The organism is Acinetobacter sp. CIP 102129 (assembly GCF_000368305.1).
GTDB lineage: Bacteria > Pseudomonadota > Gammaproteobacteria > Pseudomonadales > Moraxellaceae > Acinetobacter > Acinetobacter parvus.
Map to the genome: position 1 here is coordinate 56,225 of NZ_KB849332.1, position 24,170 is coordinate 80,394.

At 38.5% G+C, this 24,170-nt stretch carries 21 protein-coding genes; 4 read left to right on the forward strand and 17 right to left on the reverse strand.

What is annotated here, in order from left to right; genetic code table 11:
* Positions 1-105: 105 nt before the first annotated feature.
* Positions 106-987 carry a methylisocitrate lyase gene (gene prpB / locus F973_RS00300; RefSeq protein WP_004665301.1) on the reverse strand — a complete coding sequence of 294 codons (882 nt, stop codon included), beginning with the start codon at positions 985-987 and terminating at the stop codon, positions 106-108.
* Entirely contained in the window at positions 980-1,690 is a 711-nt protein-coding gene (locus F973_RS00305; protein ID WP_004665303.1) for a GntR family transcriptional regulator, read from the reverse strand. Before F973_RS00305 ends, prpB begins: the two co-directional genes overlap by 8 nt.
* Before the next feature lie 443 nt (positions 1,691-2,133).
* Between F973_RS00305 and F973_RS00310 the strand changes: the two genes are divergently transcribed.
* Positions 2,134-3,339: an amino acid aminotransferase gene (locus F973_RS00310; RefSeq protein ID WP_004675301.1), complete on the forward strand. Its 1,206-nt coding sequence runs from the start codon at positions 2,134-2,136 to the stop codon at positions 3,337-3,339.
* Positions 3,340-3,770: 431 nt separating this feature from the next.
* The gene (locus tag F973_RS00315; protein WP_004758601.1) at positions 3,771-5,141 is read left to right on the forward strand and encodes a phosphohexomutase domain-containing protein; all 1,371 of its coding nucleotides are present in this window, start codon (positions 3,771-3,773) and stop codon (positions 5,139-5,141) included.
* Positions 5,142-5,193: 52 nt separating this feature from the next.
* Here F973_RS00315 and galE read toward each other — a convergent pair whose 3' ends face one another.
* The 15 genes from galE to tviB are packed head-to-tail and all read right to left on the reverse strand — an operon-like array spanning position 5,194 to position 22,324.
* Positions 5,194-6,210, reverse strand: coding sequence for a UDP-glucose 4-epimerase GalE (gene galE, locus F973_RS00320; RefSeq protein WP_004758602.1), 1,017 nt, complete (start codon positions 6,208-6,210; stop codon positions 5,194-5,196).
* Entirely contained in the window at positions 6,203-7,876 is a 1,674-nt protein-coding gene (gene pgi / locus F973_RS00325; protein ID WP_004758603.1) for a glucose-6-phosphate isomerase, read from the reverse strand. Before pgi ends, galE begins: the two co-directional genes overlap by 8 nt.
* Before the next feature lie 2 nt (positions 7,877-7,878).
* Positions 7,879-9,138, reverse strand: a complete 1,260-nt coding sequence (locus F973_RS00330) for a UDP binding domain-containing protein (RefSeq protein ID WP_004758604.1) — start codon at positions 9,136-9,138, stop codon at positions 7,879-7,881.
* A 16-nt stretch (positions 9,139-9,154) separates the two neighbouring features.
* Positions 9,155-10,030: a UTP--glucose-1-phosphate uridylyltransferase GalU gene (gene galU / locus F973_RS00335; RefSeq protein WP_004680119.1), complete on the reverse strand. Its 876-nt coding sequence runs from the start codon at positions 10,028-10,030 to the stop codon at positions 9,155-9,157.
* 24 nt (positions 10,031-10,054) lie between these two features.
* The gene (locus F973_RS00340; RefSeq protein ID WP_004758605.1) at positions 10,055-11,929 is read right to left on the reverse strand and encodes a nucleoside-diphosphate sugar epimerase/dehydratase; all 1,875 of its coding nucleotides are present in this window, start codon (positions 11,927-11,929) and stop codon (positions 10,055-10,057) included.
* 43 nt (positions 11,930-11,972) lie between these two features.
* A complete protein-coding gene (locus F973_RS00345; protein WP_004758606.1) occupies positions 11,973-12,500 on the reverse strand; it encodes an acetyltransferase in 528 nt (175 codons plus the stop codon).
* Positions 12,493-13,503, reverse strand: coding sequence for an MraY family glycosyltransferase (locus F973_RS00350; protein ID WP_004758609.1), 1,011 nt, complete (start codon positions 13,501-13,503; stop codon positions 12,493-12,495). The genes F973_RS00345 and F973_RS00350 overlap by 8 nt, the downstream gene beginning before the upstream one ends.
* Before the next feature lie 14 nt (positions 13,504-13,517).
* Positions 13,518-14,459 (reverse strand): NAD-dependent epimerase/dehydratase family protein, encoded by a 942-nt coding sequence (locus tag F973_RS00355; protein ID WP_004758611.1) that lies wholly within the window; start codon positions 14,457-14,459, stop codon positions 13,518-13,520.
* Positions 14,460-14,463: 4 nt separating this feature from the next.
* Positions 14,464-15,603 (reverse strand): glycosyltransferase family 4 protein, encoded by a 1,140-nt coding sequence (locus tag F973_RS00360; protein WP_004758613.1) that lies wholly within the window; start codon positions 15,601-15,603, stop codon positions 14,464-14,466.
* Positions 15,590-16,657 (reverse strand): glycosyltransferase, encoded by a 1,068-nt coding sequence (locus tag F973_RS00365; RefSeq protein ID WP_004758614.1) that lies wholly within the window; start codon positions 16,655-16,657, stop codon positions 15,590-15,592. The genes F973_RS00360 and F973_RS00365 overlap by 14 nt, the downstream gene beginning before the upstream one ends.
* A complete protein-coding gene (locus F973_RS00370) occupies positions 16,654-17,781 on the reverse strand; it encodes a hypothetical protein (protein WP_004758616.1) in 1,128 nt (375 codons plus the stop codon). The genes F973_RS00365 and F973_RS00370 overlap by 4 nt, the downstream gene beginning before the upstream one ends.
* The gene (locus F973_RS00375) at positions 17,781-18,857 is read right to left on the reverse strand and encodes a glycosyltransferase family 4 protein (RefSeq protein WP_004758619.1); all 1,077 of its coding nucleotides are present in this window, start codon (positions 18,855-18,857) and stop codon (positions 17,781-17,783) included. Before F973_RS00375 ends, F973_RS00370 begins: the two co-directional genes overlap by 1 nt.
* 1 nt (position 18,858) lies before the next feature.
* On the reverse strand, positions 18,859-19,752 hold the full coding sequence (locus tag F973_RS00380; protein ID WP_004758621.1) for a glycosyltransferase family 2 protein: 894 nt from the start codon (positions 19,750-19,752) through the stop codon (positions 18,859-18,861).
* Complete coding sequence (locus tag F973_RS00385) at positions 19,749-21,041, reverse strand: oligosaccharide flippase family protein (protein ID WP_004758622.1); 1,293 nt, start codon at positions 21,039-21,041, stop codon at positions 19,749-19,751. Before F973_RS00385 ends, F973_RS00380 begins: the two co-directional genes overlap by 4 nt.
* A gap of 5 nt (positions 21,042-21,046) precedes the next feature.
* On the reverse strand, positions 21,047-22,324 hold the full coding sequence (tviB, locus tag F973_RS00390) for a Vi polysaccharide biosynthesis UDP-N-acetylglucosamine C-6 dehydrogenase TviB (protein ID WP_004758623.1): 1,278 nt from the start codon (positions 22,322-22,324) through the stop codon (positions 21,047-21,049).
* A 342-nt stretch (positions 22,325-22,666) separates the two neighbouring features.
* Between tviB and F973_RS00395 the strand changes: the two genes are divergently transcribed.
* Both F973_RS00395 and F973_RS00400 read left to right on the forward strand, forming a co-directional pair.
* Positions 22,667-23,734, forward strand: coding sequence for a polysaccharide biosynthesis/export family protein (locus F973_RS00395; RefSeq protein ID WP_414630949.1), 1,068 nt, complete (start codon positions 22,667-22,669; stop codon positions 23,732-23,734).
* A 1-nt stretch (position 23,735) separates the two neighbouring features.
* A complete protein-coding gene (locus F973_RS00400; protein ID WP_004680161.1) occupies positions 23,736-24,164 on the forward strand; it encodes a low molecular weight protein-tyrosine-phosphatase in 429 nt (142 codons plus the stop codon).
* The last annotated feature ends 6 nt before the right edge of the window (positions 24,165-24,170 follow it).

Here is a 24,170-nt window from a genome sequence, read left to right on the forward strand (position 1 = left end):
CTCCCCCTTATAAGGAGGAGACTTTCACGAAATCAAAATGTGATCTGATTGGTGAGGTTCCTCCCCTTTTTTTAAGGGGAGGTTAGGAGGGGTAAATTTCAGAGATTATTTATTCTTTGCAAAAGTTCCGTCAAGATACTGTTCAAACGCATGGTAGTTAATGCGCTCATACAATTCTTGACGGGTTTGCATGGTGTCAACAACGTTCTTCTGTGTGCCTTCTTTACGCAGAGTCTCATACACATTTTCCGCTGCTTTGTTCATCGCGCGGAATGCTGAAAGTGGATATAACGCAATGCTCACATCCGCAGAAGCCAATTCTTCAGTCGTAAACAATGGTGTAGAACCAAATTCAGTAATGTTCGCTAATACTGGAACTTTGGTCAGATCAGCAAATTGCTTGTACATGGCCAGTTCAGTGATCGCTTCAGGGAATAACATATCCGCACCTGCCTCAATGTAAGCACCTGCACGATCAATTGCTGCTTGTAAGCCTTCAACTGCAAGTGCATCAGTACGTGCCATGATCACAAAGTTTTCATCGGTACGAGCATCAACCGCAGCTTTAATACGATCAACCATTTCTTGTTGGGTCACGATTGCTTTGTTCGGACGGTGACCACAACGCTTTGCACCCACTTGGTCTTCGATGTGCATGGCTGCTGCGCCGAACTTAATCATTGATTTAGTGGTACGTGCAATATTGAAAGCTGAAGCACCAAAACCGGTATCCACATCAACCAATAAGGGTAGATCACAGACATCGGTAATACGGCGTACATCGGTCAATACATCATCAAGGTTGCTAATCCCCAAGTCAGGTAAACCCAAAGAACCTGCGGCAACACCACCACCTGACAAATAGATCGCCTTGTAGCCTGCGCGTTTTGCCAATAGCGCATGGTTGGCATTGATCGCACCCACCACTTGTAATGGTTTTTCATTTGCGACCGCGTCGCGGAATAACTGACCAGCAGATTTAGCCATGTTGATGTTCTCCTTGGGTTTGCAGCAATGTTTGCTCAACAATTTTGTAGGATGCATTGATGTGACGATGCATGAGCATTTCGGCAAGCTCACCATCACCCTCTGCAATCGCATCTAAAATGCGGATATGCTCATCCCAAGCTTTGCTTGGTCGATCAGGGGTATTTGAAAATTGAATTCGATACATACGGATGAGGTGATACAGCTCATCACATAACATTTTTTCGAGGGTTTTATTGCCACTGCTTTTAATAATGCAGTAATGGAAATCGTCTTGACCTTCTTGTAGGTAATAACCCTTACCTGCTTTAAAATTTTCATCTTCAGCATGCATCCGCAACACATCACGCAATGCTAAAATTTGTTTTTTATCAATATGCTGAGCTGCCAGTTTGCAGGCTAAACCCTCAAGCGAAGCGCGAATCTGATAGAGTTCTTGAAACTGCTGTAGTGACAGTGACACCACGCGTGCACCGACATGGGCCGTACGCTCAACCAATCGCTGTCCTTCCAGACGATGGATCGCCTCACGTAAAGGACCACGACTAATCCCATAAATACGTGCTAACTCAGGCTCAGAAATTTTGCTGCCCGCAGGAATTTGTCCTAACACGATTGCTGATTGAATTTGCTTAAATACATGTTCCGTCAGGGTAATACTCTGACTTGTGCTGATGGCTTGAGGAACAAGGGTATCTTGCATATTGTCGACAATCTCTACAGTTTTGATGATTTTATAACGAGATAGAAGAAAAAATGCAATAGGATTGTCGACAATGAAATAGACTGACCCAGTCAATACTATTCGATTGCCTCACAATAGAATGTTCTGAAAAAGGCACTAAATACATAAAATAATTATATATAAAACATATTCTTACTAAAATTTAAGTACTTTATTTCAATTGATTCAAGGCATTTTTCCCAATATTTATATTACGTAGGCTACGACCATGGTATGACAGCTTGATTGTAGACAATCCTTATAATCGATCGATTTTCTACGAATTTTTGTAAGTAAATACTGCACCAGAAATGTAAATAACAGCGTGCTTCATAGGCGCTTTATTGGTACATTATTGGGCATCTGGAGTCATGCTCCGCAAGACACATCCATGCACCTTGTTGAATAAAAGGACATTGTTAATGTTTCAACATATCCCACCTTATGCAGGCGACCCAATTCTCTCTTTAATGGAACAGTTTAATGCTGATCCACGCGCTGAAAAGGTTAATCTAAGTATTGGTTTGTACTATAACGAAGACAGTATCGTTCCTCAGCTTGATACCATTATCGAAGCGCAAAAACGTATTGCACCTAAAAATGATAAAACCAAACTTTATCTTCCAATGGAAGGCTTTAAGCCTTACCGTGAGGCGATTCAGGCGTTGTTGTTTGGCGCAAACAGTCCAGCAGTTCAGCAAGGTCGTGCTGTAACAATCCAGACATTGGGTGGTTCAGGTGCATTAAAGGTCGGTGCAGATTTCTTAAAAACCTATTTCCCAAATTCAGAAGTTTGGGTCAGCCAACCAACCTGGGATAACCATGTTGCGATTTTCAACGGTGCTGGCATCAAGAGCAACTACTATCCATATTTCGATGCTGAAACACGTGGCGTTGATTTTGATGGCATGTTATCGACATTAAAAACTTTGCCAGATCAAAGCATTGTATTATTACACCCTTGCTGTCACAACCCGACAGGTGCGGATCTCAATCCAGCCCAATGGGATCAGGTGATTGCGGTATTAAAAGAGCGTAACCTAATCCCATTCCTCGACATCGCTTACCAAGGCTTTGGCGATGGTATGGAACAAGATGCTTATGCGATTCGTGCTTTAGACCAGGCTGGTTTAAACTTCATCGTCAGCAACTCGTTCTCTAAAATCTTCTCACTTTATGGTGAGCGTGTGGGCGGACTAACCTTTGTCTGTGACGATGCTGAAGCGGCTCAATGCACATTCGGTCAATTAAAGGCAACCGTACGCCGCAACTACTCTAGCCCACCAACAACGGGTGCATGGTTGGTTGATCAGGTGCTCAATGATGCTGATCTGAATCAACAATGGCAAGGCGAGGTCAAAGAGATGCGTGAGCGCATTATCAAAATGCGTAGCATCTTAAAAGATGAGTTGACGAAAGCACTTCCTGACCGTGACTTTAGCTACCTTGTCAATCAAAAAGGTATGTTCAGCTACACAGGCTTAACGGGCGAGCAAGTCGACACCTTACGTGAAGAATATGCAATTTACCTTGTACGTAGTGGTCGCATCTGCGTTGCAGGTTTAAATATGAATAATATTTATAAAGTTGCCACAGCAATGGCTGAAGTGCTAGCTAAATCAGCTTAACCCATCCATCATTTTTGACATCCTCCCCCACCTAAAGGAGGGGGATTCCTACTGCTAGATGGCAATGTCCTGCCACGAAACAGATACTATAGTTCTCTGCTTCTTATTCCAATGTAGTCCTACCTTTCGGATTGCAAAGAGTGCACGGATTACAATGGGGAAAACTGTTTTTTTCGTGTTGTATCAGTCTGCTGACTAAAAATATACAACGTAATTATCATAGCACATGGATTACTAGATTCAAATGTCTTTAGCAATCCTAGCTAATCCCCACAAGGGGGACTAGCGGATTGCAGCCTTATATCCTCGGGCTAAATCCCGAGGTTTTACGTCTATTCGGATAAATGATTTAATCTGTATCTACGATTGTTCAATCCAGCCCAGTCTTTGTATACTGCAACATATTAATAAACTACACAGCTCTTCTCAAAATGACTCAACTGACTTGCTTTAAAGCCTATGATATTCGCGGAAAATTAGGCACAGAACTGAACGAAGAAATCGCCTATAAAATTGGTCGTGCATACGGACAAATCTATCAACCTAGAAAAGTGGTGATTGGGTGTGACATCCGTCTGAGCAGTGAAGGTTTAAAACAAGCCACCATTCGAGGTCTCAATGATGCGGGTGTGAATGTCCTTGATTTAGGCATGACGGGTACAGAAGAGGTTTATTTCGCAGCATTCCATCTAGATGTTCAGGGTGGTATTGAAGTCACCGCCAGCCATAACCCAATGGACTACAATGGCATGAAATTGGTACGTGAAAATGCACGTCCAATCAGTGCTGATACGGGTTTAAAAGAAATTCAGGCATTGGCGGAATCAGGTATTTTTGCCGAAGTTGAGCAGAAAGGTACAACTGAAAACTATAATATCCTACCTGAGTTTGTTGAACACCTACTGACTTATATTGATCCACAGAAAATTAAACCACTCAAGCTAGTAGTGAATGCAGGCAATGGTGCAGCAGGCCATGTCATTGATGCAATTGAACAGAAATTCCAACAACTGAATATTCCTGTTGAATTTATTAAAATTCATCATGAAGCGGATGGGACTTTCCCAAATGGGATTCCGAACCCAATCTTAATCGAAAACCGTGATAGTACTCGTAAGGCTGTGCTTGCGCACAATGCAGATATGGGTATTGCATGGGATGGGGATTTTGACCGTTGCTTCTTGTTTGATGAAAAAGGTCAATTCATCGAAGGCTATTACATTGTTGGCTTATTAGCACAGGCATTCTTGATCAAACAATCAGGTGAGAAGATTGTGCATGACCCACGTTTAGTTTGGAATACCTTTGATATCGTAGAGCAATATCAAGGTATCGCGGTTCAATCAAAATCTGGGCATGCTTTTATTAAAGATGTAATGCGTGAACACAATGCAGTATACGGCGGTGAGATGAGCGCACATCACTATTTCCGTGACTTTGCGTACTGTGATAGTGGCATGATTCCATGGTTACTGACTATTGCCCTACTCTCTGAAACAGGTCAATCACTTTCAACATTAGTTGAGAATATGATTACCAAATTTCCATGTAGCGGTGAAATCAATTTTAAAGTAGCAGATACACAAGCAACGGTACAAAAGATTTTTGATCATTATGCAGACCAAAATCCATTAGTAGACCGTACCGATGGTGTGAGTCTTGATTTTGGTGCGTGGCGTTTGAATGTCCGCGCATCGAATACCGAGCCTTTATTGCGTTTAAATATTGAAAGCCGTGCCGATCAAAACCCGCAACCGATGCAACATTATGTAGATGAATTAACTGGGTTAATTCAGGGTTAATTCAACCCAATAAAAAAAGGAGCATATCGCTCCTCTTTTATTGCTTTAGCATTCAGTTAAAGCCGTTGGGATTCTGCTTCTGCCAATTCCAACTATCCGCCAGCATATCTTCCAATGTATATTGAGGCTGCCAACCGAGCTCGCTCAATGCACGCGTATTGTCTGCAAATGAAGTGGCAACATCACCTGCACGACGTGGTGCAAATTCAAACGCAACAGGCACACCATTGATTTGCTCAAAGGTGTTTTTGACTTGTAATACGGATGAACCATTGCCTGTGCCAATGTTCCATGCACGACATCCCTGCGCAGCAAGGCGATTATTCAACGCACATAAATGTGCATTGGCTAAATCTACCACATGAATATAATCACGCACACCTGTTCCATCAATCGTGTCATAGTCATTGCCATAAATGGATAATTTCTCACGACGACCAACAGCCACTTGTGTCACATATGGCATGAGATTGTTTGGAATGCCTTGAGGATCTTCCCCAATCTGACCACTTTTATGCGCGCCAACAGGGTTAAAATAACGCAGTAATGCAATCGACCAACGTGAATCTGCCTGCGCCAGTTTTTGCAACATCTGTTCAATGATGAGCTTGGTATAGCCATAGTTGTTGCTTGGCATGCCTGTTGGCATATCTTCATTCAATGGGGATATATTCGCTTCATCATAAACCGTTGCCGATGAACTAAACACCAGTCTAAATACACCTGCTTTTTCCATCGACTTCATTAACTGAATACTGCCAGCGATATTGTGATCAAAGTAAACCAATGGAATTTGCTGGCTTTCCCCAACAGCTTTTAAACCCGCAAAATGAATCACAGCATCAATCTGGTGGTCTTGAAACACCTGATCAACCTCTTGTTCAAATCGGATGTCACCTTTAACAAAAACCAAATCCTTATTCGTTAATTTCTGTACACGATGTAAAGATTCTTCAGAACTATTCGACAGGTTATCAAATACAACCACCTCATGCCCTGCATTTAGCAGTTCAACACAAGTATGAGAACCGATATAGCCAGCACCACCTGTCACTAAAATCTTAGCCATCTGTTTTTCCTAATAATATTCGAAGTAGACCTTGCGTTGAGGTATCAAATGCAGATAAATCACCCTGTTCACCATTTAGAATTGGTAATAGTTGATTGGCGATTTCTTTACCTTTTTCAACACCCCATTGGTCAAAGGGATTGATATTCCATAAAACAGATTGCACAAACACTTTATGTTCATACAATGCGATAAGCATCCCTAAGCTATAGGGATTCAACTCTTTTAATAGAATGGTTGAGCTCGGTTGATTACCCTCATATTGCTTATAACTAGGTAAATCTTTTAGCTCATCTACTGAGAGCGCCTGATTGCCAAAGGCGAGCAAACGCGATTGTGCTAAACAATTTGAGAGTGCCAAATGATGTTGCTCAACTAAGGCCTCTGCATTTTCAGCATAGGTAAATTGGTTGGCATTATAACGTTTCACTGGCGCAATAAAATCACAGCTGACCGAATGTGTTCCTTGGTGTAAGAGTTGATAGAAAGCATGTTGCGCATTCGGTCCAACTTCTCCCCAGACAATTGGGCAGGTCGCTGAACTCACTTTCTCACCATTCCGCTGGATGGATTTACCATTTGACTCCATCTCAAGCTGTTGTAAATATGCGGCGAAATACTTTAACCGCCCATCATAAGGCAGTACCGCATGAGTCTGAATATCGAGAAAATTATTATTCCATACACCTAACAATCCCATAAGTACTGGAATATTTTGGTGAAATGGAGCTGTTTGAAAATGCTGGTCAATCGCATAAGCACCAGTTAATAGTTGCTTAAAGCCCTCTACCCCAATACTCAGCGCAATCGGCAGACCAATACAGGACCATAAGGAATAGCGACCACCAACCCAATCCCATAATAATAATTGGTGATCAGATGCAATACCCCACGCGGTCATCTTGTCTGGTTTCGTAGAAACCCCAATAAAATGATGTTTGAGAATATTATTGTCTACACCTAATGTCTTCTCTAACCATTGACGTGCTGTCTGGGCATTAGAAAGCGTATCAATCGTACCAAAAGACTTGGACGAAATAATAAATAAAGTGGTTTCTGGCCGTAATTGATGCAGCAAATCAGAAAGCTGACTGCCATCCATGGTCGAAACAAAGTGAATACCTAAAGGTTTACTTGTGGTTGTTTTATAGTCTGAGAGCGCATGAGTGACCATTAATGGACCTAAATCGGAACCACCCACACCAATATTCACTACATCCTGAATGACTTCACCCGTCACACCACGGTATTGTCCCGCATGAATTTTCTCAACCAAAGCATACATACGTGCTAACTGTGTATGCACCTGTTGGTTAATTTCAGAGCAACCCTGTTCAGATTTGGGCAAACGCAATGCCCAATGCATAGCAGCCCGATGTTCAGTGTAATTAATCTGCTCGATTGAAAATAGCTTTCTAATCCATTGCGCCAAATCTCGGGTCTGGGCTAGATCAACCAACCCATCTAAAATCTGCTGATTAATTCGATGCTTACTAAAATCTAAAACAAGTTGATCATATTCAACTGAAAATTTCTGGAAACGCAAAGGATCGGCTGCAAATAATTGATTAAGATGCGTCTCTTTAGATTGTTCCTGTAAATCAGATAGATTTTCGATCACCGCTTGCTGATCTTTTAACAAAAATGGCTGGATATTTTTGACCATAATTAACGCCCCACCCCCATATATGCAAAGCCCTGAGCTTTCACATAATGCGGATCATAAATATTACGACCATCCAGAATCAAAGGGTGTGACATCAACTGTATTAATTGCTTAAAGTCAGGACTCCAGTACTGTTTCCATGCCGTCAAAATACATAAGCCATGTACACCTTGTACGGCCACATATTGGTCTTTACATAGAATAAGATCATCACGTTGCCCATACATCGCTTCGATTTCATCTAAAGCTTGTGGATCATGTAAACGTACCGTGACTCCTTGAGCCCATAAAGCTGCCAACATGGGATGGATCGGTGACTGCTGAATACTTGAGGTATTTTCTTTAAATGAAGCACCCCAAATCGCAACTGTCTTGCCATGTAAGTCACCATGGTAATAATTCCACAGTTTGCGAAATAAGATTTCTTTCTGCTGTTCGTTAATGTCCCAAACTTGCGCAAGCAACTGACTTTTAACCCCTGTATTTGCCACAGTATTGGCAAGGGTTAAAATATCATGTGAGAAATTCTCACCGCCAAAACCTGCGCCTGGAGATAAATAAGCTGAACCAATGCGATTATCGGCAGCCATTCCCTGACGTACTGAAGCAATGTCAATCCCCAGTTTTTCCGCCACGACAGCAAGATCATTGATATAGCTAATTCGTGTTGCCAACATGCCAGAAATACTCAGCTTGGTAAACTCAGCATCCAGAATTGGCATAAATAGATATTGCTGCTCCAAAGGGAAGAAAGGCCTTAACAATTCTTTAATCTTTTTTTGTACTGCGGTCTCTATGCATCCAACGATTAAGTGTTTTGCCTGGGTTAAACTTTGTAACGCATTTCCCTCTTGGATGGTATCTGGTAAATAGGCCCAGTCATCTTCAGAAAGAATTTGTTGAAAATGCTCAGTCCCATGTAAGCCAAAGGTAGATGCATTGATCATCAGTTTAGGATGAATAATTGGACGCTGTTTTAGTGATGCCAATAGTTGAAAAACTTGTTGTTCCTGGGTTTGATTAAAACTAAATAAGTAAGCATCAATGTCTAAAGGAATACTATCCAGATCACGATAAATCAGAAATCCACTACTGAGTTGTTTTTCAAGTAATCGACTGACACTTTCATCATGAAAAGAATATTGCTGACCATTTTCATTTGGGTTGATATGAGAACACCAATATACAAAATGTCCAGATTCAGACAATAATGCAGACATCACGCCTGCATATAAAGTATTACCAAAAATAGCAACTTTCATCAATATTAACCCTAAATTATAGAGCTAATTCTTTGATTAAGCCCTTAAAATCTTCACCCAGTTTTGGATGCTCAATACCATAATGCAATACAGCTTTTAGATAGCCCAACTTACTCCCACAGTCAAAAGTCTGTCCTTTCATACGATACGCTTCAACTGTTTCAGTTTGCTGTAAAGCTGCAATTGCGTCGGTTAACTGAATTTCATTTCCTGCACCACGAGGCGTATTCTCCAATAGGCTCATAATCTCAGCAGGTAGAATATAACGCCCTACCACAGATAAATTGGATGGCGCAGTACCTATCGCAGGTTTCTCAACAATTCCCTGCATGATAGCACTTTCCCCTTCATTCGGAGAAATCGCAACATCTACAATACCATATTGATCAACCAAATGGTCAGGAACTGCCTCTACCATAATCTGAGCAGCTTGAGACTGCTCAAAACGCTGGATCATTAATGACAAATCATTATCACAGCTTTGGTTCTTAACCAGTACATCAGGCAATAACACTGCAAATGCTTCATTACCCACAATATCTTTGGCACATAACACTGCATGACCTAATCCCAAAGGTTGCGGTTGGCGTACACTCACCACACTCACATGCTTCGGTAAAATATCAGTAATTTCCTTAAGCAAATCAAATTTCTTTTTTTGTTCTAAAGTTGTTTCAAGCTCAAAATTACGATCAAAATAGTTTTCAATTGATGCTTTAGATGAATGAGTCACCAAAATAATTTGTTCTATCCCAGCCTCAACTGCCTCACGTACCACATACTCAATTGCGGGACGATCGACTACTGTCACCATTTCTTTTGGAATGGATTTGCTTGCAGGTAAAAAACGGGTGCCTAAACCTGCGACGGGTAAAATTGCTTTTTTAATCATATGTCTTAACCTGATCTCGATATTTTAATTTACTTTGACTTCTTTACCACGGACATAACCATCCACATAGTGTTCAAGCTGTGCTAAAGCCCAGTCAATATCACTTTGAATTGCGGTTAAGTCATGCATACGCTCAAACACCAACAACAATTCATCCAACGGATACATTTTTTCATAAGAACGCAAAATCCGGCTGTGTTGTGTCACTTCGGTATTATCGGCATCAATCAACAATTCTTCGTAGAGTTTTTCGCCTGGACGTAAGCCTGAATATTGAATTTCAATATCACCTTCCTGACTGCCTGTTTCTCGTACTTTTAAACCACTCAATGCAATCATTTGACGGGCCAAGTCCTGAATGCGTACAGGTTCCCCCATATCCAGCAGGAATACATCGCCCCCCTGACCTAAAGCACCCGCCTGAATCACCAATTGCGAGGCTTCTGGAATGGTCATAAAGTAACGGGTGACTTCAGGATGAGTCACGGTAATAGGCCCACCTTTGGCAATTTGCTGTTTAAACAACGGCACCACCGAACCCGATGAACCCAAAACATTCCCAAAGCGGACAATGCTAATTTGGGTCTGATCTTGCGCTTCTGCCATGGCCTGACAATACAACTCTGCCATACGTTTAGACGCCCCCATGACATTGGTTGGACGCACGGCTTTATCGGTAGAAATGAGCACAAAGGTTTCTACACCTGTTTTGACCGCTGCATTTAAGCTAAATGCTGTCCCAATCGCGTTGTTTTTCAGACCTGCCAATGGGTTGCACTCTACCAAAGGCACGTGTTTGTAAGCAGCCGCATGGTACACGGTTTGAACCCTATACTGCTCCATCACCCGTTCTAGTTTGGCCTGATCGAGCACTGAACCTAAAATCGGGATAATCGTGACATCGCTATTTAAGCGTAATTCTTTTTCAATGCTATACAACGCAAATTCGGTCAGTTCATAAATCACCAAGGCTTTGGGTTTATTTTTGACAATTTGGCGACACAGTTCAGAACCAATGGAACCACCCGCGCCTGTCACCAAGACCATTTTGTTTTGAATATTTTTAGCCAACAGTTCGGGTACTGGTGGCACAGGGTCACGCCCGAGCAAGTCAATAATATCGACTTCCTGAATATCCGATACGCGAATTTCACCATCGACTAGTTTGGTCAGTCCTGGAATTTCGGTAATTTTAATATGTGCAGGCTCTAAGAATTTGACGATCTCGCTTTTACGCATACGTCCGACCGAAGGCAACGCAATCAAAATTTCATCAATATGCTTTTTCGGCATGACTTTTAATGCTGTTTCTGCATCATAGACTTTTAAACGGCCCAACTGTTGCCCAGTGAGTGACGGATCATCATCAATAAACAACACAGGTAAGTGTTCATCGGAATTGTAGAGTGCTGCTGCAATTTGCTGTCCTGCATTGCCCGCGCCATAAATCGCCACACGTTTTTTTTGTATATCGGCTTGTAAATAAGAACGCACGATAAAGCGAATAAAACCGCGGCTAAACCAAACCCATGCGAACATGAGAAAGCCGAACATAAGTGGAATAGAAGTGGGAATAAAGGCATCGGTAAAGTAAGCCAAGCCATATAGCCCTGCCACAGTCAAAGCAGTTCCCAACCCCAATTTGACCATAAACAGTTCGCTGTAGGTGCGCACAATAAAGCGATACACCCCGAAAATAAACAGCGATACAACTGCAATCACGCTTGCCCAAATTGAACCATAGGCCAAATTAGGCACAACTTCTGCACCTAAATCAAACTGGCGAATGGCATAGCACATCCACAACAGCACAGGAAGAACACAGAAGTCTAAAACAACCAAAAATGCAAGTTTGACTGAGCGTGGGGATTCTACAGCAAGTTCAATTATGGATTTCATAGATATACAATTATTAATATTTGAATTTTAAAACACCGTATTTTTAATGCAGAATACAGGTTCCAACCTCTAAAAATGAATGTGTAGCAACTCTTTGACCACCTGCTACTTTTACCCCTACACTTAAATGGGCAAATGCTTCAATGACAACATCATGATCCAATAATGCACCAATATTTAAAATTACGCCATCGTTGATCACAGTTTTACGACTAATTATACACCCTGCCATGACACTCACCCCTAGGCCAATTTGTGCTGTTGGACTAATCATGCTGTGTGGGTGAATGACCGATGTCAATTCTATACCTAGCCCCAACACGGTTTGTTGCCATTGCAATCTTAAAGCATTATTACCCACCGCCACTATCGCTTGAAGATGCATGGTGTCTAACTGATGCAAACTGGCAATATTTGCAACAATGTTATATTCCGCCACATGCTGTGTTGCAGGCCAACGATCATCGGCAAACATAATCTCTTGCCATTGTCCACTCAGTTCTGCAGCTTCTGCAACGGCCAAACCATATCCACCTGCACCCAAAATTAACAAGCTGGGTTTATTAAGCATCTGCATGTCCTGCCTTGAATTTTATAGCCACAATTAACAATGGTATATAGGCAATCAATACCGCCAATTCAGGGTACGCCCATGCTTGTGTAACCGTTATATAAGCGATAGGAAATAACCACAATAGATTAATTGCTGCAACCGCTAAAGTCACGGGAGTATGACTCCCGCATTTGCGCGATAAAATTTGATAGCTATGGCTTCGATGTGCATCATACATTTTATAGCCGCTCAACACACGTTTTATGAGGGTATAGGTTGCATCGACCACAAAGACACCTAGGCAAATGATCCACGCACAAAACAGTACCAAGTTTTCTTTGAGGGCGATGAGCGCCAAAATACCCAAAGTGAGGCCGAGAAACCCGCTACAGGCATCGCCCATAAAAATTTTAGCCTTGGGAAAGTTCCACAGTAAAAAGCCAAATACACAGGCTGCCAATAACCACAATATGTCTGAGTTTAATGTGGTATTTAGCACATAATACAAAATTGCCATACTGACGACAGTGGTGATTGCTTCAACACTGGCAATGCCGTTAATCCCATCCATAAAGTTATATAGATTCAACAACCACACCAAAAATAGTACCGCAATGATATTGGCGATAAAGCCGAGTTGCAGGCTATTAAAAGCCGTAACTTCGCTAAAGCCACCCAAGCTGATCACCACGCCAATGGCTACCAAGAAATGTACGGCTAAACGCAGCATTGAATTGATGTGACCATGGTCATCTAAAAAGCCAAGCAAGGCAATGACAAAACCCGCTGCTATTAGGGTTAAACCAATATGTAGCGTCAATTGTTGGCTATAGATTAACACCGCCAGCGCCAACAAGTAGCTACACACCACCGCAACACCACCACCACGGGGCGTGGGTATACTGTGGGAGCTACGTTCATTAGGATTATCTATTATATTTTTCTTTAGGGCGTAGGCGCGCATGAAATAGGTCATCGCAAACGCGAGTAAAAAGAAAATAAAAAGGGATAGCATGGACATATTTTTGACTAGGCTCAGTTTTTATGCGCTGTGTTAAACATTTTTTCTAGGCTTGTATCAACATTATATGGTGCAGTCCAACCTAAAAGTTGTGTATTTTTAGTGGAATCTACCACCAGTTCTGAACATAGACGTGAAGCCACTGCTTTTTTCCCCACCAAGCTTGCTAGAAAACCGATCAAGCTTTTTGGTACAGGTAGCATTAGCAATTGATTATTTTGATATTTTGCTAATTTTTCAAATAATTGTTTGACTGAAATGTCATCCTGATCACTGGCTAAAAATACTTCACGGTTGGCATTTGGATGAGTCATACAAGTATGAATCAGGTCTGCCAAGTTATAAACACTCACCATACTGCGTTTATTGTCTAAGCAACCAATCGGTAAAGGGAGTTTTTTAGTTGCCAAGTTCACCATACTTTTAAAGTTGGCTTTTACATTAGGCCCATAAATCAATACTGGGCGAATAATAACAACTTCGAGTCCGGTTTTTTTAGACAATTCAAGTAGTGCCTGTTCTGCTTCATATTTAGATAAGCCATAGGGATCATCAGTATTCACGGTATCGCTTGGTTTAAAAGGCTGGGCCGCGGTTTGTTCACCATTGACTTTAATACTGCTTAAGTAAATAAAACGCTTTACCCCAACCTTAACAGCCTTTTTCGCAAGATTTAATGTGCCTTGTACATTGGTTTGGCGATATGCTTCAAGTGGTGATTCTGCAGTTTCATTCATGACATGTGCACGACCTGCACAGTGAATAATAACTTCAATTTGATTCAGATCAATGTTGTCTAAATTATCATTCAGATCAAAATTGATATTGTGAATATTCGGATGGTCAAAAGTTTGAGCTTTACGTGTATGCGCTAAAATAGAATAGCCTTTTTCAGCCAAAAATTGCGACAAATATTGACCTAAGAAACCGTTACTGCCTGTAAGTAAGACCTTCATATTTTTAAATTCCCAATATTTCTAATAAGCGCTGGTTTACTTTTTCTGCATCAAACTTTTCAATCGCAATTTTATGGCTTTGATCACCCATCATACGAACTTGCTCTGGATGCTCAATGAAATAAATCATTTTTTCTGCCAATGCTTGTGGGTTCCATTTGGGCACTAAAAAACCATTTACACCGTCTATAACCGTATCTCGGCAACCAGGGACATCTGTTGTAATGACTGGGCGTCCTATTGCCATTGCTTCTTGTGTGCTTCTTGGGACGCCTTCGCGATATGATGGCAGCACAAACACATGAGACTGTTTAATCCACTCAGCAATATTCTCAACATGACCAGGATAATCAATTACGTTTTGGTCAATAGACTGAGTCAATTCACCTTGGGTTAAAGCGCCTAAGTTTGCTTCATCAATTCCGCCTAATACAGTGAACGTTGTTTGAGGAAATTTCTGTTTTACAATCTGAGCAGCAGCAATAAAATCATGTATTCCTTTTTCTTTTAGAAGTCGGCCAATGAACAAAAAATGTATTGGTAAATCTTTTGTTGCAGGTGAATATTTATACTGATTTAAATCTAGACCGATACCACCTAAAATATATGTTTCTTTGACTTCTATATCATTATTTATGAGCAGGTCTGTTTTATCGTCATGATTGAGTAGAATTAACTGATCTAACTTTGGTAGCGCAAGTTTATATAAAAAAACTTGAATAGCTTTAATGAGTTTAGTTTTTGAGCTTAAACCATTCGGTTGATCTGTAAATGTGTAGCCTAATCCTTCAAGCATACCTATAATTTTTGGAACTTTGGCAATTTTTGCAGCGAGCGTACCGAATATGACAGGTTTAGCAAAATATGAAAAAACTAAGTCAGGCTTTAATTGTTTGATTTGTTGTGCCAATTTATAAGTTGCGAGCATATCTGCTAAAGGGTTTAAACCACCTCGATTAAGCTGGTAAGAGATAGGAATCGCGCCTAACACACTAATTTTTTCTAGTTCTAATGCATCATTGTCGGTAGTAAATGCATAAACAGTAATATTTTTTAAGTTTAAGTTCTTTATAAGCTCTGACCTAAAACCGTAAAAACATGCAGCTGTAGTGCCAATCATTACGATCGTTTTAATTTTGCTCATACAATTTTAACCAATTTTGAACAGACTTTTCTAAAGAAAACAATTCTTCCACACGTCGACGTGCTTTTAAGTTATTTTCTTGTATCTCCAAAGATGTTTTTTCAACCGCTTGTTTTAATGCTTGAGCTAAAGCTTCACTATTTTGAGGAGGAACTAAAAGTCCTGTACCACCCATGACTTCAGCTACGCCACCGCTATTAGTTGCAATAACAAATGTTCCACATGCCATTGCCTCAGCAACGACTAAACCAAACCCCTCGTAAGCTGAAGGTAAAATAAAAAAATCTGCATCTTGCATCAACTGTGGTATATCATCTCGGCGTCCAAGCAAAATTACATTATCCTTTAGATCTAAATTTTCAATTAGTACTTCTATCTGCGGTCTAAGCTCACCATCTCCAACAATTTTAAATATACATTTTTTTCGTTGTGGGTTCTGAAGAAAAATGGCAATAGCATGTAATAAGTTTGGATAGTCTTTCTGTGCATTAAAACGTCCAACAGAGAGAAAACTTAATTCATTTGAACTTATATTTTTATCTAAAAAAAGAAACTTATTTAAATCTATACCATTATAAACTGTAATTAAATTATTTTTATTAAACGCTCCTTTTGAAATAAGGGAGTCAGATGCCTCTTGACTAACATTTGTATTAAGATTAGATAAAAAATTAGTCAACTTATAAGCGAGCATACGTAACTGACCACCTTCGTTAGAGTTATGAGCAGTACAAATTAATTTTGGTATTGCACAGCCAATACGATTGATACGTGCAAAAATGTTAGCATGTACCATATGTGAATGCACAACATCAGGTTGAAAATCTTGAATTAGTTTTTTATATTTTTTTGATGCTGAATATAATCCATAAAGATTATTCAAATCTAAAGATATTAGGTCTATATCAATACTTTTAGGTCGTACTAAAATTTCCCCTGTTAGATAGGCAATTTTAACTTGATGACCTAAGATAAACATTTGATCGGCCAAGTCACACACCACTTTTTCAGCGCCACCACCTCCAAGCCCCGTGATTAAATATAGAAGCTTCATAATCTTTCTCTCTTACTGAACTTGATAGCTAAGATAATAAAACCACTAAAGAAAATTAATGCTGGATTAGTCAATTTAACCAATGGAAGTAACACTATCATCTTTTCTTTACTTGTATAATTACTTCTAAATAACCAATAAAAGAATATTAGCAATACTAATCCACCTACTATAACACCAAAAATAGCAATACTTGCTAAAAAGAAAGTAATATCAGTAGCACCTTCAAAAAAAACAGGAGTACTTTGATTACGCACAATATTTCCATAACCAAATAATATGTGCATAGGATCAGATATAAAGTAATTAATTGCTTCTATTTTAACATTATTACTATTATCACTATCTGATCCTAATATCTCTAAACGTTCTTTAACAACCAGTTCCAAACCAACAAAAGCCAACAATCCTAGAACACCTAGAAATATAATATTCTTTATACCCTTCGAAAAAACTATTAAACAATATAAACCAATTATAATAAACCCAGCAAAAGACATGGATAAAAGCACAGACAAAATACCGAAAATACGCGGTATATCATTTTTTTTAGATATTAGATACTGTAAACATAATAATGCAACTTGTGCACCAACAAATGCTGCTGGCTCTGACATCAAGCCTGTAGGCCTATACATCCCATCCATATAATATGAACGTGATAATTGACCTCCTAATAGTACTGATATATCAACGGCAGAAGAAGATAATCCTAAAATATAGAAACCTAAGAATTGAAAAATAACTATGCAACTCAGAAACACTATATAAGCATTTAAAGAAGCTAAAATTGACTTAATATTTACTTTATCAAAAATATCTGATATTAGAAAAAATGCTACAAATAGAAATATTGATCTCTGAGTATTTACAATTAAATTATCGTATAAAGTATTTGTATTTTGTATAAAAACAAGAGTTTCCCAAAATACAACTAAAAACATTATAAATAATAGTTTTTTTACACTAATCTTAGGGTATAAAACAAATCTAAACAGAATAAGTGCAGGTATAAATAAAACTAAATTACCGTAAAACACATATGAGCTATTTAAATCTAGTGTAAAGAAAAGAAATACTAGAAATACATAGATACTCAGAAATATATTAGTATTTATTTTCATCAAATTACCCTAGTCCAAATTGTAGATATCTCCTTGATATCAAATTTTTTAGAGTTAACAAATGATGCTTCAACCATTTCACCAAATTTTATGTCATCTAGGTTACATAATTTTCTCAATGCTATTGCCAATCCAGTAACATCATCAGGATTGATTAAATACCCATTCATATCATGAGTAATAATTTCAGCAGGACCAGTGTCACAGTCAAAAGACACAATAGGTAAACCATAACTTTGGGCTTCAAGCAAAACCATAGGCAAACCTTCAAAACGAGAACTCATACAAAAAAAAGATGCCTGTCGATAAAATTGATCCATATTTTTTTGTTGACCTAAAAAAATCAGGCTATCAGAAACATTTTTTTGAGCTGCCAGAGATTTGAGCATTTTTTCATCCTCTCCTCCCCCCACAATGAGTATCTGCCAACCTGTAAGCTCATGAGCAACTTGACTCCATGCTTCAATTAACAGATCAAATCCTTTTTGGTATGTTAAGCGACCCACACACAGTATCGTTTTATTGGACAAGTGAGGAATATTATTTTGTAAGCTATAAGGACTAGGGTTAGGTATTGCAATTACTTGATCAGTACCTTTCAGCTTAAACTTATTCTCCCAAAACTGTTTATCTCTGTCGGTGAGCGTTACAATCTTGTCACACCAATGTGCCGCCATCCACCGCCCTAAAGACCTAAAAGATGAACCTAGATTTACCTTTAAATTAAAGTGTTCCCAACAAATATGATTAATTTTAATACCCATACATGCTGGAACGGTAAATACACAACTTATACTATCCACAACAATTAATGTATCGATTTTGTTTTTAATTAAAAATTTTCTAATTCGTTTAACGCATTGGAAAAAATGCTTTTTCATGGAGACTTTTTCTTCAAATAAAGCGTCTACGCGTATATCTTTATTCAGTTCAAAAAAAGGTTTATCACCATTGCTCAACGATAATACGAAAATATTATTCTGCTTTTTGTCTAATGTGTTCGCAATCAAAGTCGTTACCCGTTCAGTACCCCCTGAATGGTTAATATCCCCGATGAGAAAACAAATATTTTTCATTTTATGTCCCAGATTTTATAAATTTAGCAATATATGACAATGTGGCATAAATAAAGTTTGTATCTTTCACTCTTTGTTTAAAATTAATATTTAAAAAGTTTGCACATTGGCCAAAACGTATAATGGTTTTTATTAAAGCGAACATATTCTTTGAATATACGGCTACAGGTACGCAGTTGAGCATTGCTGAACGCGAGATATAGTGTCCTTTAGCATGCTTTAGAAGAGAGCTTCTACTCAATCTATTTTCAGTGGCTTCATCAAAAAACAAACGTAAAGCTTCTGGAACATACACAAACTGATAACCATCAGCTGAGACTTTTACATAAAACCAAATTTCTGGAATAAATTTAATATCATCAGATACAGGATAAAGGTACTTTTTTAAAATATGGGTCTTGAATACATCTATCCTTTCACCAAAATTTCCCGCATCTGCGAACTCTTCAAAATACGACTGCATAACAATATCTTCTGATATCATTTTACCGTCAAATGTTTTTTTAACATTCGAATAGGCAAGAAATCTGAGACCAATGACTTTTTCATCATCTAACAAATTTGCATATTTCGAGAAAATATCCTCAACATTATGTGAGTTAGCTAATGCATCATCTGAGTCGACACCACAAAATAGTTTTCCTCTGGCATTCAACACGGCATTGTTCCAGGCTGCTTGTTTACCCGCATTTTCTTGTTTTATATATCGAATACTTAAAACATCATCATTCATGAAACGCTTAACTAACGACTCTGTATCATCAGAAGAGCCATCATCTACAATCAACCATTCGAAATTCTGATTAGATTGCTGTTTTAAACTTTCATAAAGTCTAGGTAAGGTATGCGCCCGATTATAACTGGGTGTAAAAATTGTTAATTCTATGCTCTTCACGATTTAGTTACACCAATTTTGAAAACGATATTTAAAAACTTAGCAGGTTTGAATAAAAAATTAGATATAAATGAAAGTGCTTCTACAATAATTAATGCAAATGCCGCACCCAACACCCCTTTCTCCTTGATTAGAGTGTAAGAAATAATAATATTTAAAAAACAAAGAATAATAGACTTTATGGCTAAAAACCGAAATCCATTAAACTTAATAATAATTCTAGAAAATAGAAAGTTGATTACCCATAGAAGTTGAAAGAATATTAGATATTGAAATATTTCAATCGATTGATAAAATTCTTTTCCATATAGCCAATCAATAAAATATGGCGAAAGGACATATAAGACAAACACAATGAACAGTGACATTAGTGTAATGTTTCTGGCAATTTTTGAGCTTGTTTTTATATATGTGCTGTAATCATTGTTATTAATACTATATATAGATGTCATATAACTCATAATAAGTGTTGTCGGCACAATACACCAAGCACCAGCTAAAACAAAAGCTATCGAAAATATACCTACACTTGCTGTATTTTCTAGATATCCAAGTAAAAAGTTTGATGCTTGCCCATTCACCGTTGCTGTAATCACAGCAAGCATAAGAGGGAAACCCGCTCCTAAGAAATAAACCATATATCTCTTGTTCTTAACCGTCTTTTTTAGAACGATTCTGCTACTTACTAAGTATTTCTTATAGTAGAATAAAACCTTAATGAGAAATGGAACTAAGGTCATCATGACAATAGGTACACACAAATAAATATAGTCCACCTCCAATACAACAATGGCCCACCTCATTACTAAAGAAATTAACAATCCAATCACATTTGCAAAAACATTGATCTTTGATAAAAGCATTCCTTCATAATAAGCATTGAGCAAGTCAATTGAATTAAAATAATAAGCTAAAAAAGTAGCTAAAATAAAATAAAAGCCAGTAGGAGATGCATGAAAATAAGATATAAAAATTATTATAACTGAGAGAATTAAATAAATAATACTTACTAATTGCGAAGCATATTTAAAGAATAAAAAATGAAATGGTTTTTTTTGACTAATATATTTAAAGAAAATTTGATCCAAGCCTAGTTGTGCAATTGTTTTAATTACAATAAAGATAGAAGCAGCTAAAGATATTTCGCCGTAAATAGATGGACCTGTATATTTTGCAACAGCAGAAATAATGAATATTAACCCAAATAATGATATTGCTTTTTCTACAAGCATCCACATTGAGTTTCTGATTCTTGGGTCATCTACAACCCTTTTAATTGAAATATACATTTTATTTATAAGCGAATATCTACATCTGTATGATTTAAAATATATTTTAAATCGTATAAAACATATTTTTCTTTAGCCAATGCTTTAAATTCATCTATAGACATCCGTTTAAATTGATTATGCGCAACTGCTAAAACAATGGCATCATATTTAGCGTTCGCCAAACTAGAAACAGGGTCTATACCATATTCCTTTGCTGCGTCTAACGGATCCACCCACGGGTCATAAATATCTAAATCTAAATCATATTCTTTTAAAGCTTTGACCATATCTACAATTTTAGTATTGCGAATATCTGGACAGTTCTCTTTAAAACTCAAACCCATCACTAAAATTTTTGAACCCACCACTTGTATACGCTGCTTCACCATCTCTTTAATCAATTGTGTTGCAACATATTCACCCATACGGTCATTTAAACGCCGTGCCGCTAAAATAATTTCTGGATGCAAGCCTAAAGACTGTGCTTTATGGGTTAAATAATATGGGTCTTCCCCTATACAGTGCCCACCCACCAAACCAGGGCGGAAAGGTAAAAAATTCCACTTGGTTCCCGCAGCCTTCAACACCGCTTCAGTATCTATACCCAACTTATTAAAGATCACGGCCAATTCATTAATTAAAGCAATATTCACATCACGTTGGGTATTTTCAATGACCTTTGCGGCTTCAGCCACTTTTATACTCGGTGCTTTATGCGTACCTGCAGTCACAATCAGTTGATAAACTGCATCAACAAAATCTGCCACCTCTGGGGTAGAACCCGAAGTCACTTTTAAAATATTGGTCACACGGTGCAGCTTATCGCCTGGATTAATCCGTTCTGGGCTATAGCCTGCAAAAAAGTCCTGATTGAATTTTAAGCCTGACACTTGTTCCAAAACTGGAATACAGGCTTCTTCAGTTGCACCTGGGTATACCGTAGAGTCATACACCACTACATCGCCTTTTTTAAGTACTTTCCCAATACTGGTAGACGCTTTAATAAGTGGGGTTAAATCAGGTTGTTTAAATTCATCAATGGGGGTTGGGACAGTCACAATAAAAAAATTGCAGCTGCGTAGATCATCTAAATTAGCAGAATAAGTCAATTGCGTCGCTTGTTTAAGTTCTTCTGACGACACTTCTAAGGTATGATCATGCCCACTTTGTAATTCTTGTATGCGTTTTTGCTGAATATCAAAACCCACCACAGGCAACTGCTTACCGAATTCAACCGCTAGAGGTAACCCGACATAGCCTAAACCAATAATGGCAATTTTTAGGTCTGAAAGCTGTAGCATTTGAGCGCCTTTAAATTTATATCTGTATTTTATGAAGAATGAATCTTTCGGCAGGAATACTAGCAGAAATTTATGAAATTTCTATAATGATTTGTGCTTAAATTACTTGAAAGTGATCACAGTCTATAGTTTTATGAATATTCAACTGTTTTAATTTGGATTGAATTCACAATATGCGGTTTTTATCATTTTTTCGCAAAGAATTTGACAGAATCTGCAAAATGATTACAAATTGCTATGTACCTATTTGACAAGTTCGGTAAAATGGCGGCAATTGATTTAAAAGATTTTAATAAATTAAAAATGGAATCTCGCGTGCGACACTTTCAACTGGCTGTTTTAATGGCATGTGGCATTGCTGCCACTGGCTGTGCTGTGACCTCTGGCTTACAAACTTACGACCTACCTACACAAGGTGCGTACAAAACAGACCAAGGCGCCCAACTAACGGTCGTTCAGCTAACACAGGACAATTTACCTAGCCACTTACTCAATAATATTCAGAGTGCAAACTCGACTTATCATTTATTTAACAATAAGCAACACATTTACCGTTTAACCGCAGGTGATGTACTTTCAATTCAGCTTTGGGCTTATCCCGAAATCACGCCACCTATCCAAGATATTAGTAATATCAAGGCGGCTGGCTATCCAATTGACCCAAATGGCAATGTATATTTACCTCTGCTTGGACAAGTCAAAGTTGCTGGCAAAACGCTGGCTGAAATCAACCAATATTTACGCTCACAATTTTCGCGCTATTTAAAACACCCAGATGTTGTTGTGCGGGTTCTTTCATACGAAGGACGCCGCTATTTTGTAAACGGTCAAGTTATGCGTAGCGGTCAGTACACATTAAATGACCAACCTATCAGTATTTATACAGCTTTGGGACAAGCTGGTGGCGTAAATACTGAAACAGGTGATAACACCAATATTCAACTGATCCGACAAGGACAAACCTATCACTTAAATGCTGTAGAATTAGAAAAGCAAGGGTTGTCTTTGCACAACCTACTTATTCAACCCAATGACACAATTTTTGTAAATGCAAAACAAAATCAAAAGTTGTACGTTATGGGGGAGTCAAACAAAAGTCAGGCACTGACTTTACGTGATCAGGGCATGACCTTAAGTGATGTATTGGGTGAAAGTGAAGGTGTTAACCCTTATTCTGCAAGTGCTGCACGTATTTTTGTGATGCGTACAGATTTAAATACTAAAACCTCTACAATTTATCATTTGAACTTAAGCAGCTTAGGCAATTTAGCTTTAGCCAATCAATTTCAGATGCAAAAAAATGATATTGTATATATCGATGCAACGGGGCTTACACGCTGGCAACGTATCATGAATCAAATTGTGCCTTTCTCGAGTGCACTTTACACATTTGACCAGTTAGGTAAATAGCATGCAAATTCAAAATGTTTTAGTTGTATGCATTGGAAATATATGTCGTAGCCCCATGGCTGAATATTTTCTAAAAAACAATCATCCCAATTTAAATATTGAGTCTGCAGGTCTCTCTGCAATGTCTGGGCATTCGGCAGATGCAAAAGCTATACACTGTATGGATCAGCTGAATATTGATATGCGTCCACACATTGCCAGACAAATTACTGCCGAAATGATTAAAAAATCAGATTTAATTTTAGTCATGAGTAATAATCAAAAAAAACATCTTGAGCAAACTTGGTCTTTTGCCAAAGGAAAGGTTTTTCGTTTGGGGCATTGGCAAAATCAAAATGTGCCCGATCCTTATCAACATGATCAAGCTTTTTTTGATGAAACTTGTCGCAACATTCAAAAATACGTTTCTGACTGGCAATCCCATTTTTAATTTTTA

What these genes read in the sequence shown, in the direction of transcription:
- prpB (WP_004665301.1), bottom strand. Translation starts at nt 987, where the DNA reads ATGGCTAAATCTGCTGGTCAGTTATTCCGCGACGCGGTCGCAAATGAA.
- F973_RS00305 (WP_004665303.1), bottom strand. Translation starts at nt 1,690, where the DNA reads ATGCAAGATACCCTTGTTCCTCAAGCCATCAGCACAAGTCAGAGTATT.
- F973_RS00310 (WP_004675301.1), top strand. Translation starts at nt 2,134, where the DNA reads ATGTTTCAACATATCCCACCTTATGCAGGCGACCCAATTCTCTCTTTA.
- F973_RS00315 (WP_004758601.1), top strand. Translation starts at nt 3,771, where the DNA reads ATGACTCAACTGACTTGCTTTAAAGCCTATGATATTCGCGGAAAATTA.
- galE (WP_004758602.1), bottom strand. Translation starts at nt 6,210, where the DNA reads ATGGCTAAGATTTTAGTGACAGGTGGTGCTGGCTATATCGGTTCTCAT.
- pgi (WP_004758603.1), bottom strand. Translation starts at nt 7,876, where the DNA reads ATGGTCAAAAATATCCAGCCATTTTTGTTAAAAGATCAGCAAGCGGTG.
- F973_RS00330 (WP_004758604.1), bottom strand. Translation starts at nt 9,138, where the DNA reads ATGAAAGTTGCTATTTTTGGTAATACTTTATATGCAGGCGTGATGTCT.
- galU (WP_004680119.1), bottom strand. Translation starts at nt 10,030, where the DNA reads ATGATTAAAAAAGCAATTTTACCCGTCGCAGGTTTAGGCACCCGTTTT.
- F973_RS00340 (WP_004758605.1), bottom strand. Translation starts at nt 11,929, where the DNA reads ATGAAATCCATAATTGAACTTGCTGTAGAATCCCCACGCTCAGTCAAA.
- F973_RS00345 (WP_004758606.1), bottom strand. Translation starts at nt 12,500, where the DNA reads ATGCTTAATAAACCCAGCTTGTTAATTTTGGGTGCAGGTGGATATGGT.
- F973_RS00350 (WP_004758609.1), bottom strand. Translation starts at nt 13,503, where the DNA reads ATGTCCATGCTATCCCTTTTTATTTTCTTTTTACTCGCGTTTGCGATG.
- F973_RS00355 (WP_004758611.1), bottom strand. Translation starts at nt 14,459, where the DNA reads ATGAAGGTCTTACTTACAGGCAGTAACGGTTTCTTAGGTCAATATTTG.
- F973_RS00360 (WP_004758613.1), bottom strand. Translation starts at nt 15,603, where the DNA reads ATGAGCAAAATTAAAACGATCGTAATGATTGGCACTACAGCTGCATGT.
- F973_RS00365 (WP_004758614.1), bottom strand. Translation starts at nt 16,657, where the DNA reads ATGAAGCTTCTATATTTAATCACGGGGCTTGGAGGTGGTGGCGCTGAA.
- F973_RS00370 (WP_004758616.1), bottom strand. Translation starts at nt 17,781, where the DNA reads ATGAAAATAAATACTAATATATTTCTGAGTATCTATGTATTTCTAGTA.
- F973_RS00375 (WP_004758619.1), bottom strand. Translation starts at nt 18,857, where the DNA reads ATGAAAAATATTTGTTTTCTCATCGGGGATATTAACCATTCAGGGGGT.
- F973_RS00385 (WP_004758622.1), bottom strand. Translation starts at nt 21,041, where the DNA reads ATGTATATTTCAATTAAAAGGGTTGTAGATGACCCAAGAATCAGAAAC.
- tviB (WP_004758623.1), bottom strand. Translation starts at nt 22,324, where the DNA reads ATGCTACAGCTTTCAGACCTAAAAATTGCCATTATTGGTTTAGGCTAT.
- F973_RS00395 (WP_414630949.1), top strand. Translation starts at nt 22,667, where the DNA reads ATGGCATGTGGCATTGCTGCCACTGGCTGTGCTGTGACCTCTGGCTTA.
- F973_RS00400 (WP_004680161.1), top strand. Translation starts at nt 23,736, where the DNA reads ATGCAAATTCAAAATGTTTTAGTTGTATGCATTGGAAATATATGTCGT.